The sequence below is a fragment of the Lachnoclostridium phytofermentans ISDg genome, assembly GCF_000018685.1.
GTDB classification, from domain to species: Bacteria; Bacillota; Clostridia; order Lachnospirales; family Lachnospiraceae; genus Lachnoclostridium; species Lachnoclostridium phytofermentans.
On the sequence record NC_010001.1, the window covers coordinates 3,322,041 to 3,339,703 of the forward strand.

Here is a 17,663-nt window from a genome sequence, read left to right on the forward strand (position 1 = left end):
CCTATACGATACCGCGTCCGCGGACTTTTTTACTTGCGTAATTACAAACTAATACGAGAATACAACCTACAACAGATTTCATTAAACCTACTGCTGTTGTAAAGCCATAGTTTGGTATACCGCCACCGAAGGTCTGACGATAAACAAAAGTCTGTATAACGTCGGATGTTTTATAAACTGCTGAGTTGTACATAACGAATACGGATTCAAATAGATTCATAATCTTTGCTAAATTAAGTATTAACACTACAATAATAGTATTAGCTAAGCTTGGTAACGTAATGAAAAGCATCTGATTCCATCGATTTGCACCATCGATTTGCGCTGCTTCGTATAGATCAGGGCTAATACCTGATAATGTTGCAAGATAAATGATAGTACCCCAACCAGTATCTTTCCATATATTAACTATATAATAAACTGGCCTCCACCATTTTTCTTCCGCCAGGAAGTATATCATTTGATCTTTGTTAATAACTCCAAGGTTAACTAAGAAAGAGTTAACAAGACCTTCGTTGGAAGGAGAAAGAATTAAGCGGAATACAGATGCAGTAACTACCCATGACATAAAGTGTGGTAAGTAGATAAGCGTCTGAACAGCCTTCTTTGCTTGCAAATTTTTAATTTCATTTAATAACAGCGAAATAATAACTGCCATAAATGTATTTAATAACAACTTAACGATACTTAACTCAAATGTATTAACAAATGCACGGATAAAATCTTGCTTCTTTAATAACTTTTCAAAATGCTTTAATCCAACAAACACAGGTTCCTGTGCCATCTTATAATCATAGAATGCATACTTTATAAAGTACATCGGTAAATAGTTGAATAATGCAATGAATACTAATACTGGAGCAAACATTACATAAAACCATCTATGGTTGTAAATTCTTAAACTTAATGGTGCTTTGCTACCTGGTACTTTCTGTCCTCGTTTAATGCTCATCGAAGCACTTCCTTTCACAAATTAGAATTTCCTCTCACGAGCATCTCTCGTGATAAGGAGGGGCCGAACTTTATCATTTGTTCAAACCCCTCTTTATTAACAACAACTATTTATAGCTGTTTCAACTAAGTTAAGCTATTTAAACCTTAGATTAGTTGTTTAAAGAATCTAAAATTTCCTGTACCATATCAGCAGACTGGCTTGTATATTCATTCATACCATCCTCAACGCTCATACTGCCAGTTACAACCTTAGTTACAATCTGAGTACGAAGATCAACAAGATCTGCATTATACTCATTAATAGTATCATTACTTACTACTACATTAGCTGGAACTGCCCATGAATTGAACTTTTCAGCTGCATCTTTAGCAACTGGATTAACAGCTGCAATACCAGGATCAGCATTATCAGCGAATGTTGCAAAGCTTAACATTGGATCGATGTGATTCTTAGTTAATAATGTGTCTGGCTTTTCTAAAGAAGGTAACATGTGGAATTGACCTTCTGTATAAGTAAGTTGTTTTTCCTCTGTTAACTTAACTGTCTCAGCTTTGTCATCCCAGTGAACGCCCTTAACGCCATATGTCCAAAGTGTCTGAACAGCACCGCCATCTAACATTGGCTCAAGGAAATACTTGAAGATACCAGCAGGATTTGCAGCTTTAGTTGTAATACACCAAGCTGGAGCCTGTCTCTCAAGATAGTTACCTAACTCAGCAATTGGAGGAAGAACTACTAATTCGCCATCCTTACCATTACTTTCAAGACTGCTCTTTAAGTTAGCTGCCCATGTACCAGCCCAGTATGTGAATACACCAAACTTATCATCAAAGTACTTATTACGACAGTCTTTTGTACCATTTGTAATGGATTCTTTATCAATATAACCTGCAGAGTAAGCATCCTTTAATCTCTGAAGAGCTGATTTCATAGCATCTGTAGAGAAACCATCAATCCACTTACCGCTATTATCCTTCATGAAATCTGGATAAGCATCTTGATAGAACTCTGGTAAATAGTTTGTATATGGAGCTTCATTTCCGATAAGACCAGCTGCAGAAACTGCATAAGTATTAGTTGGATCACCACTATCGTTCATATCAGACTCTGTAAATACCTTTAACATGTTAAGGTACTCATCATAGTTTGTAGGAACTGATAAGCCAGCTTTATCTAACCAAGCTTTTTTAACGTAAGTAACACATCCGTTACCTCTTGCTGGAGTAAAGCCGTATAGCTTTCCATCAATCTTAATTGATTCCATTGCATCAATATTAGTAATTCTTCCAGAAGCTTTTAATTCAGAATTATCCCAGTACTCTGTGATGTCTGCTAAAAGACCTGCACTTGCATAGTTAGTATAGTAAGAGCCACCTAAAAGAACAACATCTGGCCAGTTACTTCCTGCAAATGTAAGACCTACAGCATCATAGTAACCAGAGTGATCTGGCTGTGTAAACTGAATATCAAGACCAAGTTCAGCCTCAAGAGCTGCTTCGAACTGATCACGTCCGTTAGGCTCTGTAAATACAGTACCATCCATCATTACTGTGATTACAGATGGCTTCTCAACTTCAGAAACTGGAGCTTCTGGAGTAGTTGTTGCGCCACCATTGTTTTCAGCACCCTTTGTTGGAGCTGTTGTTGGTTCTGTCTTTGGTCCATCGTTCTTGCTTCCACAAGCTGTTAAGCTAAATACAAGCGCAAGACTTAAACCAAGTGATAAGAATTTCTGTGTAGACTTTCTCATCGAAATACCCTCCTTTATTGGTTCAATTATAATATTGTAGAAAGTATTAAAAATTTGTAGTTTTCATTCTCATTATGTAACTTTGCCACAAATCTTTATACTTTATGTCAATCTAAGAAAACTAATGTTAGGTTTTAAAAACCAATTTAATTTTTAAGACCAGTTGTTTAGTTTTGTTCGATTTGACTTCTACATACTAACATGCTTTGTACTTTTTTAACAAGAAGCAATATTTATTATCACTGTGCAATTTTTAAGCTAGCTCTCAAAGCCTTGATTTCACTGGGTTTCTTAAGGTATGCATCCATTCTTTTTGTGCTTGTATGCGCTTTCAATTTTTACCAAACTAAAAATATGAGCACATAGCTTGCAAATAATGCACCACTTTGATATAATTTTTACACAATGTTTTGTTTGCTTTTACTAAATAATAGAGGGAATATCAAATGAAAATAAAGTTGACTAAAAACAATACAAATAAAAATACAAGGTTTTTGATACGATTTGTAACCTCTTACAGCATATTGCTGATAATTGTTCTTATTATGGGCATGTTTTTGTATCAATACGGAATAACAGATGCAACTAATAATCTTCATAAACAGAACAAAGCGGTTTTAGACAATTCCGTATCAGATATGGATAATTCCTTAAAGCTTATGCAGGCGCTTTCTACCCAGATTGCGAATGATCCTAATATAAGGAAGGTTCTTCAATATGATTCCAGATCTATGGATTTTTACCACGATGCGAAAGAAGCAATGAATTTTTTAACTGACTTTATTCCATTAGGGAAAACACTCCCTCTAGATGAGTATTACATTTATCTGCCTAAATTAGACTATTTAATGTCATCTAGTATGTTAACGGATACCTGGTATTACTATAAACATTACAAAGCCTATAAAGAAGCTAGCTACGATGATTGGAAGACAATGCTTTCCTCTTATAATAATGTTTTTCAATTTTTGCCGAATGAAAACTATATAGAAAATGACATTACTCCTTATATTTATAAGACACCAGTACAAACAGCTTTATCAATAAATAAACCACTTGGTATTGTGTGTTTTGAGATAAATCGTAATAAATTGAATGGTTTATTCTCAAATCTTGATTTCTTTCGAAGTGGATTTTTATACGTAACAGATACTGATAATAATGAAGTTTTTCATATCACTTCAGATCATAGTCCAGAATTAACCGAGGATTTACTTAACAATATCATCACCTCCATGGATGAAAATCCGAATCAAGAGTACAAGGAGTTAACATTAGGAAAAGATTCTGTTGTTGTTACAACTTCTATCTCACATGAGAATCAATGGAGATATTATTTGGTACAACCTGCTGATCTAGTTTTTCATGATTTAGGGACCTATCAGAATACGTATGTCTTCATTATTATATTAACCTTACTTTTCTGCTTAATTATGATTTTTATCTTATCAAAAAGAAATGTGAAACCTATCATTGCTATCAATTCAGAATTACAAGATTCCTTGAATGAGAAAAGTAATCTTAAGCAAGAATTAGAAGAGCAAAGACCTATCATTTACAACTCTTATATGGCAAGAATTATGAAAGGTCTTATCTCAAATCAAGAAGAATATGATAAAATTTCCGAATTCTTAGATTTAAAAATAGGGGATTATCGTTATAGTGTTCTCTATGCTTGTCTCTATCAAGATCAATTAGAGGTTTATGTTGAGGAACAAACGAATAATACTGATGCAGGGTGGAATCAAAAATTATATAAAGATTTGATACGAAAATATTTCTATCAATACTTTGGAGATGATATACTCATCTATGAATCAGAGGTAAATGCTTTTGCCATCATGCTTCCTTCTCCTATGGATCAGCCTATTGAAGAGAGTATTGCGGATGTTGAAAGTACCTTTTTGGAACTACACAATAGCTTAATGGAAGACCACTCCATTTGGATTTATGGTGGATTAGGAAATCGTAACAGTTATGCTCCATATCTATGGAAATCATACCAACAAGCAATACAAGCTGCCTCTTATGTTCGTGAAGGCAATGTATTCCAAAGTTATCGTGATATCAAACGAGATAAAACATCATATTACTATCCTTTCGAAATGGCTCAGCAGTTATTAAACTTTATTACTTCCGGAAATACAAAGCAAGTTCAAGAAATATTCCATCTCATTCGTTGGGAAAACTTTGAATGTAGATCGCTACCTATTACGGTTGTAAAGTGGCTACTTTCTGATATAAGGAATACCTTATTAAAGGTACGTTTTCAAATCAGCGTCTCCGATACGAATCACGATGCGATTGAATCTATCGACTTATCTTTACAGGAAAATAAATCAATTTCTATTTTGGAGGATATTGCTTTAAACTTATGTAGCTTATTTGAACCAAAAGCGGATGGAAATAAGCTAATTCATACAATAAAAGAGTATATCAAGGAAAATTACAAAGACTCTTCCTTAAGTCTTAAGAAAATTTCAGATGAGTTTAACATATCGGAAAGCTACTTCTCCTATTTATTTAAGGCAGAAACCAAACAAAATTTTTCAGAGTATTTGGAATTGATTCGTATGACACAAGCAATGAACTTATTAAAAACAACAGATATCAATGTCAGCGACTTATACTTAGAGACTGGTTATAATAATGCAAACTCCTTCCGAAGAGCATTTAAAAAAGTACATGGAGTTGCACCTAAAACAATTCGAGATACTATGTCAAGTCATAATGACGAGTAGGGATGTAAAATTTCTTACCATAACTATAAAAGAATTAAATCAAGCTTGGTTTAATTCTTTTTTATAAATAAGAACAAAGGAGAATGAATATGAAACAAACGATATTCTGGGCCGGTGACTCCACCGTAAAACAAAATGATTTTACTAGTTTCCCTCAGACTGGAATTGGCCAAGGACTATCCCTTTACCTTAAAAAAGGAGTACAAATTAAAAACTATGCTCAAAATGGGCGCAGTACCAGAAGTTTCATTGCGGAAGGCCGCTTACAAGCTGTCGAAAAAAACATAAAAGAAGATGATTTTTTATTGATACAATTTGGACATAACGATGAAAAGCCTGACGAGGAACGTCATACTGAGCCATTCACTACTTTTCAGGAAAACTTAAAACAATATATTAAAGTAGCAATTGACCATAAAGCACATCCAGTCCTTATTACTCCACTCTATCGACGTCTCTTTAAAGAAGATGGTCAGTTGGTAGATGATACGCATCTTGATTATCCGGACGCTATGATTGCACTTGGAAAAGAACTGAAAGTTCCTGTGATTGACCTATGTTCGATTAGTAAAGATTTGATACAAAAGACTGGCGATGAGAAATCAAGAAAATGGTTTATGCACTTAGAACCAACGGAGTACCCAAATTACCCTGAGGGAAAAATCGATAATACCCATCTTAGATACGATGGTGCCGTAGCTTTTGCAGGAATTATCGCAAAAGAATTACGAAAACTTGGCGGAAGATATGCTGATCTATTACTTCCTATTGATGGGGAAAAAGAGGACTCTTCGTTTTTAATCGATTAGTTTATATATGAAAACAGACCGATTTCGATTACAATATGAAAATAAAACGATTAATAACATAGTTACCAAACATGGATTCTCCACTTTAGGTTAAATATCACAATTTTCTATAAACAAGAGATGTACACTTCACGAACTTTTCCTTTTTAAAATTAAAAAGCTTTTTGTTACTCTATCCTATTTAAACGAATAGGACGAATGACAAAAAGCTTTTTATGCATATAGATAGTTGATTCAACTTAATTTCAATAACTACTCTTCTATCAGGTTATCAATATTACTTAATAAGAATTTCTCACCTTCATAACCTTCTATCTTCACATTCTTTAATTCTAATGTTTTTAAATTATTAGCAAATAACCCAAGCAAACTTGTTTCATCTGCACCATCCATCATTGCCGGTACTGATTTTATAGGATTTTCAGCAAATGATATATTAACATTCTCAAAGGTTATCTTCTCTATTTTTTGTTCTGGTAATCCATACATATAAGAAGCTGCTGCATGACAATTAGTACAATCCAAATTACGGAAAGTTAACTCACCAATATGAGGTGTTCTATCATCTACCTCATAAGGATTTTTACTTTGAACATATTCAGAATGACCATCCGGATCACAGAAATAAAAACAATTAATTACTACAGGAGTCATTACATGATCCATGCGAATATTTTCAAATAATACACCATCAATAATTGCATCCTTACCGCGGCCACGTCTCGTCTTTATACGAAGACCTCTGTCTGTATGGATAAAGAGACATTCGCGAACAGTTAGATTCTTAACTCCTCCTGCCATCTCGCTTCCTATTGTAATAGAACCATGTCCATCTCGCATACAACACTGACGAATTTCTAGATTTTCAGATGGACGCTTATGCTTCGCACCCATATATATCTTTCCCGATTTAATCGCAATACAGTCATCTCCTAAGGAAAAATACACTCCAACAATTAAGACATTCTTGCAGGACTCTGGATCAAGACCATCGGTGTTTGGAGAATCTTTTGGATTCAGTATGGTAAGATCAACAAACTTAAGATCATCTGAAAAATAAGGATGGATATTCCAACAAGGACTATTCTTAACTGTAATACCCTGTACTGTAATATTGTTGCAATGATTTAAGAAAATAAGTCTTGGTCTCCAAGCGATATTTCTAACTTTCGGATTATTCCACCAATTAGTTTCATCAGCGCATCCATCGATTGTTCCCTCACCAGTAATCTCAACATTAGATACATTGATACCAGTTATGATACCAGCGAAAGAATCTAGCGGATTGCCTTCCCAACTTCCTAAATTATACTCCTCTGTCTCATCGAAGCTTTCGATTCTACCTGGAAGGATTGGGAATTTGGAGCGATCTGTGAAGGCAGATAACACTGCGCCCCTGCCTAATTCAAGGCGTAAGTCACTCTTTAAAAATAACGTCGAGATCTTATAACAACCTTCAGGAATTAACACCCTTCCGTTCTTAGGACAAGAATTAATAGCACACTGTATCATTGTGGTGTCGTCATGAACACCATCTCCTTTGGCGCCAAACTCTTTTACATTGAGTGTTACAAATTCATAATCAGTCTTTATAACTACTAATTCAGAAGTTTCAGAATCATTTTTTACATAAATACTGTACTCCGTATCTGGTTTTAAATTATGAATAGATTGTACCACTTTATTGCTTTTTGCATATAATGTATTGTCTACATAGATTTCATACTCTTCATTGGTATAATATAATCCTTGATCTATTAATTCAATCACTGCTGTTCTAGCAGTTTTTAGTATCACATGAAACTTCATTTTAACTCCCATCTGCGTACTTTAGCACACATGTAAATCATGAGGTTGAAATATAGTTTTTATTTTTCAACCTAACCTTGGTTCCGACATTAGCGTATTTCCAAAAGAAAAGAATACGCCATCATAAAGATACCCATCATTTTGATCTTGTCCATGAATCCTTGTCCTGATTTCATTACAGTCTGTTTTTGATGAGAAACAAATTGCTCCATTGCAGCATGAAAAAGATTAGCTCCTACTGTTTCATATTTTTCTGCTAACAATATCTTATAGTGACATGCTTTTAATACAGCATAGGAAGTAAAGATAGTATTTTCTACAGCTTCACTACTCTCTACTTCGTTATCACCAAGTAATAATTTTTGTTCCTTAGCATGGGCTAGTATCTCTTTTATCGTTGTTTTAGTTAGATTTAATAATGTAAAATAATGTTCATAAATCTCTTCCGACATTCCAGAAAAACAATCTACTAATAAAGTAGCTTTTTTGCTATCATTCAGGAATTGATTGATGACATGAAATTGTTCCATAATTTCAAGGTAATGTTCTTTCTTATTATATATGGTATCGTAGAGGGTATAAAAAGGTTGAACCATATAAATTTCTGATAAATTTTTATCTTCCTTACCAAACATAGGATTGCCTTGATAATTTGAAGAAAATGTACTGCCAAGCTCCTTTAGTGCTTTTTCATAACAAGTTTCTCCTGTTTGATTCCATAAGAAGAAAAGAAGTATTCCTAGATTATAATTTTCACAATTCCAGTCATTCTTAAAATCTTCTTTAAGAATACCTTCTTCTGTAATTCGCAGTTTTGCATATGTTTTCAAGATTTCGATATAGCACTCTTCCTTCGTCTTTTGATACATACCCATACAACCTTGTAGGAATAGGCTTACTTCATAGCCCTTAAGACCACAAATCTCGCTTTGAAACTCTACTAAATAATCTTGAAAGAATTGATCCAAATTCATATGTGTTACCGGTACCTTTCTCTTTTTATCGACAAACTGATTCGTTCACATAAACTTTTCTAAAAAAGTGCCTGCGATTATAGACAACTGCCTAAAACCGCAGGCGTTACAAAGAATATTGTATTCGTCTTATCTTAAGTCTTTCAAATCACAAGCATCCATGTCATCGAAATCTTGATTTTCACCAACCATACCCCAGATAAAGGTATAGGCTTTTGTACCACAACCAGAATGGATAGACCAGCTTGGAGAAATAACAGCTTGCTCGTTTCTCATAATGATATGTCTTGTTTCTGTTGGCTCACCCATGTAATGGAATACCATATCATTTTCTTGCATATCAAAATATAAATAAACTTCCATTCTACGATCATGAGTGTGGCAAGGCATTGTATTCCATACACTACCCGGCTTTAACTGTGTCATACCCATTACAAGCTGACAACTCTCTACCTGACCTGGAAGAATGTACTTACAGATAACACGGTGATTGGAGCCTTCTAAGGATCCAAGTTCCACATTAACACAATTTTCTGGTTTAATTAATACGGTTGGATAAGAAGTATGAGCTGGTGCGCTGTTGATATAGAATTTTGCAGGATTTGTTGCATCCACACTTGCAAAAGAAATATCTTTTGCTCCCATACCAATGTACATACCATCTTTATACTCTAACTCATATACGGTACCATCGATTGTAATAGTACCTTTTCCACCGATATTAATGATTCCCATCTCTCTTCTTTGAAGGAAATATTCTGCACGTAATTCATCACCAGCGGTTAATTTTAACTCCTGATTAACTGGTACAGCGGAACCTGTAATAATACGGTCAATGTGACTGTAAACAAGTTTAATTTCATTTACTTTAAATAAATCATCAATTAAAAATTCTTCGCGAAGACGATCTGTTGTGTAATGTTTTACATCCTTTGGAGATGCTGCTGTTCTAAGTTCCATAGTTTACCTTCTTTCTGCGCTGTCTCTCTAAAATATTTGAGCGAATAATCGCTTTCCTATGCAGGTTTATAACTACAGCGCTAGATTAAACTTGCATATTTATCATTTTTTCAAAATGCAAATCAGTATGTAATAGATTTGCCATAGAATGGTTGAATAATTTCATCGTTCCTTTGTAAAAGAAGAATCCTAATTACCCAGTTTTATAGTAAAAAAACATTTTTTTCTGAATATCACATATGGGTATTGTTCTTATTGACACAATACCCATAGCTATTAGATTATTTTAATTATCTCTGAACACGACCTGAACCATCTCCGCCTACTAAAGCGTCAACTTCTGGACGAGTTACAAGGTTGAAATCTCCAGGAATTGTGTGCTTTAATGCAGAAGCTGCAACACCAAATTCAAGAGCAGACTTAAAGTCTTTACCATCAACAAGACCACAGATTACACCAGCTGCGAAAGAGTCACCACCACCTACACGATCAACAATTGGAGTTACTCTATATTTTCTTGAATGATAGAACTCACTTGTCTCACCATTGTAAATACAAGCAGACCAACCATTATCGGATGCAGAGTAGCTTTCTCTTAAGGAAGATACTACATACTTAAAGTTAAACTTAGCAACCATCTGCTTGAAGATATCTTCGTATCCAGCTAACTCTAAGTCACCGCTAGTAACGTCTGTGTTACCTGGTTTGAATCCAAGAACCTTTTCAGCATCTTCTTCATTACCGATACATACATCTACATATTGCATTAAGTTTGTCATAACCTTCTGAGCCTTCTCAGAGGACCATAACTTTTTACGGAAGTTCAAGTCAACGGAAACTGTGATTCCCTTAGCTTTTGCTGCCTTAAGAGCTGCCTCAGTTACCTCAGCTGCCTTATCGGATACCGCTGGAGTAATACCTGTAAAGTGGAACCAGTCAGCGCCTTCGAAAATTTTATCAAAATCGAAATCAGAAATTTCAGCTTCTGCAATTGCAGAGTGTGCACGATCATAAACTACCTTGGATGCTCTCATAGCGGCACCTGTCTCAAGGAAATAGATACCAAGTCTGTCTCCACCGTGTGCTACGTTCTTTGTATCTACACCCATTTTATTTAAAGCTGCTACTGCACAATCACCGATCTCGTTCTTTGGAACCTTAGTTACGAAAGAAGCATCATGTCCGTAATTTGCTAAAGAAACTGCAACGTTAGCTTCTCCACCACCGTAGCAAACATCAAAATTGTCTGCCTGAATAAATTTCTCAAATCCTGGAGTGGATAATCTTAACATAATTTCGCCCATTGTTACTACTTTTGCCATTGTTTTATATCTCCTTTATCTTCAATAGTTTCTCTATCTGCGCAAACACCGCGCATTGCTACTTACGCTATCTATTGTAACCTCAACAGAAGGTAAGTGCAACCTCTCTAGGAAAAGTTTCTTTTCATTTTAATAACTTTCCTAGAGTTCTCAAACAATTAACCAATAAGTTAATTGTAAATTGAGCCATTAATACTTTATAATTTTACCACATCTTTAGTAGTAAAACCACGTGTAAATATATACTATTTTCTAAAAAAACTACGTGTAAATATATACTATTTTCTAAAGTGTTACACCTGACTTGAAAATAGCCATATCATGAAATCCTGCTTCTTCGGACTTCACTTTCTTACCAGAAGCAACTGCAAGAACGTATTGGAACAACTCTTCTCCTAAGATGTCAAGTGTTTTACCTTCTACTAAAGTACCGCAGTTAAAGTCAATCCAATTATTTTTCTTCATTGCTAATGGTGTATTGGTAGATATCTTCATGGTTGGTACTGGAGAAGCAAATGGTGTTCCTCTACCAGTTGTAAAGAGTACCATATGTGCACCAGATGCTGCTAGTGCAGTAGAAGCAACTAAGTCATTACCAGGAGCACTTAATAAGTTTAATCCCTTTGTCTTAACAATTTCACCATATTTTAAGACATCCTTAACAGGAGCAGAACCAGACTTTTGAGTACATCCTAAGGACTTATCTTCTAATGTTGAGATACCACCTTTTTTGTTACCAGGACTAGGATTTTCGTAAATTGTTTGATTATGACTCTTGAAATAGTTTTTAAAATCATTGATCATATCAACTGTTTTATCAAACAATTCTTCGTTCTCACAACGAGCCATTAGAAGGGTTTCTGCACCAAACATCTCTGGAACTTCGGTTAATACTGTTGTTCCACCCTGAGATATTAAGAGATCAGAGAAAACACCTACGGTTGGATTTGCAGTAATACCAGACATACCATCGGAACCACCGCACTTCATACCAATCACTAATTCATCTGCACTGATTGGCTCACGTTCAAACTTTGCTGCATAAGATATTAACTGTTCGATAAGCTCTTCTGCAACTTCCATCTCGTCCTCTACATCTTGACATTGTAGGAATTTAATTCTGTCTTCATCGTATTCCCCAATGTACTTCTTTAGTTCAGCGATATTAGTATTCTCACATCCAAGACCAAGCACTAACACTGCAGCTGCATTCGGATGGTTGATTAAATCAGATAAGATGATTCTTGTATTTTCCTGATCATCACCCATCTGTGAACAACCATATGGATGTGGGAATGCAATAATATCTTCAACACTACCAGTAAGTTTTTCTTTAAACTGTTTTTCCATCGCTTCTGCAATTTTATTTACACAGCCTACGGTTGGAATAATCCATACTTCATTACGAATACCAACTTTACCGTTATCTCTTCTGTATCCCATAAAAGTAGCTTTTTCATGAGGCTTTAACTGGTTAACATTTGGTTCATAGCTATAAGTTAATAATTCACCTAAATTAGTCTTTATATTCTGAGTATGAACCCATGATCCCATTTCTGCTGCTTTTGTTAAATGACCTATTGGGAAACCGTATTTTAAAACATTCTCACCTTCGTTTAAGTTAGCTAAAGTGAATTTATGTCCGCGAGGAATGTCTTCGACTAACGTAACAGCTACTCCATCAACTTCTATGGTCATTCCCTTGGTTAAGTCATTAAGGGCAACTGCTACATTATCTTTGCTATTTATTTTTACGAATTCTTGCATAAAAATCCTCCTTCCGCCACCACCCTGAGAATTTGGGCGATAACACAAATTAGGAAAGTGAATTGTTTTGCAATTCACTTGTCCTTAGATTATAGATTTTCCATTGCCTTTCTCATACCATTTGTACGAATATCCTCTACATAGGAAGCAACAGCATCTACAAGACCTTCGATCTTAGTTAAGTCTTGTCCAAAGAATTTTTCATTGCTTAAGTAAGCATTCGCATATTCCTTAGAAGATTTTCCGCTATTTGCAGCAAAGAATTCAAGAGCAAATGCATCATCTAAAATTGTATACTCTTCTTCTCCTCTATGTCCGATTAAAGCATTATCTTTCATCTCAGAACCTGTATAGAAACTCATTAATGCAGCTAGAGAGAAACATAAGTGCTTTGGAAGAGTATTAAACTTCTCAACATATCCCTTTAAGCTTGGCATACAACGTGACTTCCACTTAGATACAGAATTTAAAGAAATTGATAATAATGCATGCTTAATGAAAGGATTTTCAAAACGTTCAATTACTGCATTTGCGAATTCTTCACACTCAGCCTTTGGTAAAGAAAGAGTTGGAATAATTTCATCAAATACTGTACTCATCATAAATTTACGAACTGTATCATCTTCCATAGACTCTTTTACAAAATCATTTCCAGCAAGGAAGGATGCAAGTACGAAAGAAGTATGAGCACCATTTAAGATACGAACTTTTCTCTCTCTATATGGTTTCTGATTATTAGTAAATATAACTGGAAGACCAGCTTTATCAAGTGGTAACTCCTTAGAAATATCTTTGTCACTCTCGATTACCCAAAGAGCGAATAATTCACCTGTGCAGATTAAGTTGTCTTTGTAACCAAACTCATTGCACATAGTTTCTGCTTCTTCTCTTGGGTAACCAGTTACAATACGGTCAACAAGTGTAGAACAGAAGATACAAGCATTCTCAATCCATGCAACAAACTCATCAGAAAGATTCCAAAGCTTTGCAAACTGAAGTACGCACTTCTTTAACTCAGGACCATTATTTTCGATTAATTCACAAGGAATGATGATAAGGCCCTTGCTCTCGTCACCATTAAAATAAGTAAAACGATCAAACATAAACTTAGTAAGTTTACCTGGGTATGTCTTAGGAGGGAGTGCGTTAAAATCATCTGTCTCATCATATACAATACCAGCTTCCGTTGTGTTAGAAACGATAAAACGTAAGGTATCGCACTTTGCAAATGACTCATATTTCTCAAATTCATTAATTGCATCTACTGCATCAGAAATACATGTAACGATACGACTTTCAACTTTAGTCTGTCCATCTTCCTTACCACGAAGGGATAGTGTGTACTGACACTCTTGCTCGTGGAACATGTCAAGATTACCAAAAGCGATTGGTTTTACAACAACTACACTACCGTCAAAAACCTCCTTTTCATTTGCAACATCGATCATGTAATCCACAAACCCACGAAGGAAATTACCTTCTCCAAACTGAAGAACCTTAACTGGTCTATCTTTTGCTTTAGAAATTGATTTGTTAAGAATGTTCATTTCTGATTCTCCTTTATTGTCATTTTATATGTTTATCGTAAGAGTTTTCCCCAACCGATAAAAGACGATATACTTCTAGACTTACATTTCTTACATAGTATTTTCCAAAAATATTTTATTATTTAGAAAAATTTTCGTTCATTAATGTAAGCGTTTACATCTCCAATTCTACCTGTATTTATGTCGTCTGTCAATGCTTTTTCATCGAATTTTTTTATCTATGTAAATTCACTAAAAATATAAGAAAAACTTTTAACAATTTACTCTTGTCAGTATTTTAGGGGTATAGTATAATAGGAGTTGAATTTTAACATATAATATGATTAAACTGTAAGCGCTTACAATTGAAAATATAAAAGCGCTTACATAACTTCTCTAATAAAAGCACTTACATTGCCTCTAGTATCCACCAAAAGTTAACAATAAGTTTAAAGTGTACTTATTTGGCGGAAAATTTTGATGCATGTGAAATTCTATGAGGGAAGGATAAAAAACCCGAGGAGGAGTCAAATCGCATATGAATATCTATGATGTTTCACAAAAAGCTGGCGTCTCCATTGCCACGGTTTCCCGTGTAATCAATGGAAACCCGAATGTAAGTGAGAAAACAAAGCAAAAAGTTCTTGATGTTATGAAAGAGATTGGTTATACTCCGAATGTTTTTGCCCGAGGCCTTGGTTTAAATACGATGAAGACAATTGGGATTATGTGTTCCGATTCCTCTGACACATTTCTCGCTAATGCAGTTTATCATTTAGAACAAAACCTACGGAAAAATGGTTACGATTCATTCCTATGCTGTACTGGTTACGAACTACATACAAAGCAGAAATATCTTAAACTCTTACTTTCTAAGCGTGTCGATGCTATTGTTATGGTAGGTTCTAGCTTTCTGGAAGCGAACAAAAAAGATAATGCTTATATTATGGAGGCAGCTGACGAAGTACCTATTATGTTAATTAACGGCTATCTTAGTCATCCAAGAATATATTGTACTTTGTGTGATGACCATCAAGCAGTGTATGATGCAGTTAGTAAGCTTATTACTCAGGGAAGAAAAGAGATTCTGTATTTGTATAATTCAAAATCATATAGCGGTTTACAAAAATTAAGTGGTTATAAAGCTGCTCTTGCTGCGCATGAGCTACCACTCGATGAAAATTTAATGCAGATGTGTCCTAATAATTTAGCAGACACGAAAAATTTATTAAATTCCTTGGTAAAACAAGGCTTAAATTACGATGCTGTTGTAACTGCTGAAGATTTACTTGCTATTGGGACAATTAAGTTTATAAAAGATTCTGGAAGACAGATACCACAGGATGTGAGCATTATCGGTTATAACAATTCCTTATTAACGACCTGCTGTGATCCTGAATTAACCTCCATTGATAATCACGTCGAAACTCTGTGTATCAGTACAATATCAACCTTAATGCGTGTATTAAATGGAAATGATGTACCAAATAAAACGACGATATCAAACGATTTGATCGTACGCAAAACAACGAATTTTTAAAACTAATAGTTTGTTATTACATCGATCAATGGTTTTTTTATCATAAAACAACAAACTCAAGGAGGACTACTATGAAACCATTTATGGACAAGGATTTCTTATTATCAACAGAAACTGCCAAAACTTTATATCATGATTATGCTGCGCAGGTGCCAATCATTGATTACCATTGTCACATTAATCCAGAAGAAATTGCGAAAGATCGCAGTTTTGATACAATTACACAGGTTTGGTTAGGTGGCGACCACTACAAATGGCGTCAAATGAGATCTAATGGAATCGATGAAAAATATATCACAGGTGATGCTAGTGATATCGAAAAATTTGAAAAATGGGCCGAGACTCTTCAAAAGGCAATTGGTAACCCACTTTATCACTGGAGTCACCTTGAATTACAAAGATACTTTGATTACTACGGTACATTAAGTGCAAAGACATCAGAAGAAGTATTTAAGCTTTGTAATGAAAAGTTAAGCCAGCCAGAGATGAGTGTACGTGGATTAATTAAAGAATCTAATGTAGATACCATCTGTACTACAGATGATCCTATTGATTCCCTTGAGTGGCATAAAGCAATTGCGAAAGATTCTACTTTTGATGTTAAGGTTTTACCAGCTTGGAGACCAGATAAGGCTATGAATTTAGAGAAGCCAGATTATCTTGATTACTTAGCGAAATTAGAATCCGTAAGCGGTGTAAAAATTGCAAGCTTTGCTGGTTTAATGGAGGCTCTTAAGGTACGTCTTGAGTTCTTTAACTCTATGGGATGTAAAGTTTCTGACCACGCTCTTAGCTATGTAATGTATAAGCCAGCAACAGAAGAAGAAATCGAAGCAATCTTTGCTAAGAGATTAGCTGGTGGTACTATCTCAGAAATGGAAGAATTACAATTTAAGACTGCATTCATGGTATCCGTAGGAAGAGAATATAACCGTCTTGGTTGGGTTATGCAGTTACATTATGGTACAAAACGTGATAATAACGTATTCCGTTTTAATCAGTTAGGTGCAGATACTGGTTTTGATTGTATTAACACAGAAGGTTCCTCTGCGGAATTAGCAAACTTCTTAAATGCATTAAATTCTTCTGATGAATTACCAAAGACAATCATTTACTCCTTAAATCCTACAGATAATGCAGCGATCGGTACCGTACTTGGTTGTTTCCAGGACTCTACTGCTGTAGGTAAGATTCAGCAGGGTTCTGCTTGGTGGTTTAATGATAATAAGACTGGTATGATTGATCAGATGACATCATTAGCTAACTTAGGTCTACTCGCAAACTTTGTAGGTATGTTAACTGACTCCAGAAGCTTCTTATCTTATACTCGTCATGAGTACTTTAGAAGAATTCTCTGTGAATTAATCGGAAACTGGGTTGAAAATGGTGAGTATCCTAACGATATCGAGTTCCTTGGCCAGATGGTTCAAGATATCTCCTACTATAATACAAAGAGATACTTTGGTTTCTAATTAAAACATTGATAGATAACAAATGAGTATTATTCTAT

Annotated in this window: 12 protein-coding genes; 4 read left to right on the top strand and 8 right to left on the bottom strand. The window is 34.9% G+C overall.

What is annotated here, in order from left to right; genetic code table 11:
- Position 1: 1 nt before the first annotated feature.
- Positions 2–952: an ABC transporter permease gene (locus CPHY_RS14095; protein ID WP_012200744.1), complete on the bottom strand. Its 951-nt coding sequence runs from the start codon at positions 950–952 to the stop codon at positions 2–4.
- 151 nt (positions 953–1,103) lie between these two features.
- Positions 1,104–2,705: an extracellular solute-binding protein gene (locus CPHY_RS14100; RefSeq protein ID WP_012200745.1), complete on the bottom strand. Its 1,602-nt coding sequence runs from the start codon at positions 2,703–2,705 to the stop codon at positions 1,104–1,106.
- Positions 2,706–3,151: 446 nt separating this feature from the next.
- Between CPHY_RS14100 and CPHY_RS14105 the strand changes: the two genes are divergently transcribed.
- Positions 3,152–5,446 carry an AraC family transcriptional regulator gene (locus CPHY_RS14105; RefSeq protein WP_012200746.1) on the top strand — a complete coding sequence of 765 codons (2,295 nt, stop codon included), beginning with the start codon at positions 3,152–3,154 and terminating at the stop codon, positions 5,444–5,446.
- An 89-nt stretch (positions 5,447–5,535) separates the two neighbouring features.
- On the top strand, positions 5,536–6,255 hold the full coding sequence (locus tag CPHY_RS14110) for a rhamnogalacturonan acetylesterase (protein WP_012200747.1): 720 nt from the start codon (positions 5,536–5,538) through the stop codon (positions 6,253–6,255).
- Positions 6,256–6,507: 252 nt separating this feature from the next.
- Here the strand turns inward: CPHY_RS14110 and CPHY_RS14115 are convergent, their stop codons facing one another.
- The 6 genes from CPHY_RS14115 to CPHY_RS14140 all read right to left on the bottom strand — a co-directional run bounded on the left by CPHY_RS14115 (position 6,508) and on the right by CPHY_RS14140 (position 14,634).
- On the bottom strand, positions 6,508–8,064 hold the full coding sequence (locus CPHY_RS14115) for a glycoside hydrolase family 28 protein (protein WP_012200748.1): 1,557 nt from the start codon (positions 8,062–8,064) through the stop codon (positions 6,508–6,510).
- An 89-nt stretch (positions 8,065–8,153) separates the two neighbouring features.
- Positions 8,154–9,038, bottom strand: coding sequence for a glycoside hydrolase family 88 protein (locus tag CPHY_RS14120; RefSeq protein WP_012200749.1), 885 nt, complete (start codon positions 9,036–9,038; stop codon positions 8,154–8,156).
- Positions 9,039–9,167: 129 nt separating this feature from the next.
- Positions 9,168–9,998 (bottom strand): 5-dehydro-4-deoxy-D-glucuronate isomerase, encoded by an 831-nt coding sequence (gene kduI, locus CPHY_RS14125; RefSeq protein WP_012200750.1) that lies wholly within the window; start codon positions 9,996–9,998, stop codon positions 9,168–9,170.
- Between the two features lie 290 nt (positions 9,999–10,288).
- On the bottom strand, positions 10,289–11,320 hold the full coding sequence (locus CPHY_RS14130) for a sugar kinase (protein ID WP_012200751.1): 1,032 nt from the start codon (positions 11,318–11,320) through the stop codon (positions 10,289–10,291).
- Between the two features lie 285 nt (positions 11,321–11,605).
- Positions 11,606–13,087: a UxaA family hydrolase gene (locus CPHY_RS14135; protein WP_012200752.1), complete on the bottom strand. Its 1,482-nt coding sequence runs from the start codon at positions 13,085–13,087 to the stop codon at positions 11,606–11,608.
- An 89-nt stretch (positions 13,088–13,176) separates the two neighbouring features.
- The gene (locus CPHY_RS14140; protein WP_012200753.1) at positions 13,177–14,634 is read right to left on the bottom strand and encodes a tagaturonate reductase; all 1,458 of its coding nucleotides are present in this window, start codon (positions 14,632–14,634) and stop codon (positions 13,177–13,179) included.
- A gap of 517 nt (positions 14,635–15,151) precedes the next feature.
- On the opposite strand from CPHY_RS14140, the gene CPHY_RS14145 reads away from it, so the two are divergent.
- Together CPHY_RS14145 and uxaC are read left to right on the top strand one after the other, a co-directional pair.
- Positions 15,152–16,153: a LacI family DNA-binding transcriptional regulator gene (locus tag CPHY_RS14145; RefSeq protein ID WP_012200754.1), complete on the top strand. Its 1,002-nt coding sequence runs from the start codon at positions 15,152–15,154 to the stop codon at positions 16,151–16,153.
- Positions 16,154–16,224: 71 nt separating this feature from the next.
- A complete protein-coding gene (gene uxaC / locus CPHY_RS14150; RefSeq protein WP_012200755.1) occupies positions 16,225–17,625 on the top strand; it encodes a glucuronate isomerase in 1,401 nt (466 codons plus the stop codon).
- The last annotated feature ends 38 nt before the right edge of the window (positions 17,626–17,663 follow it).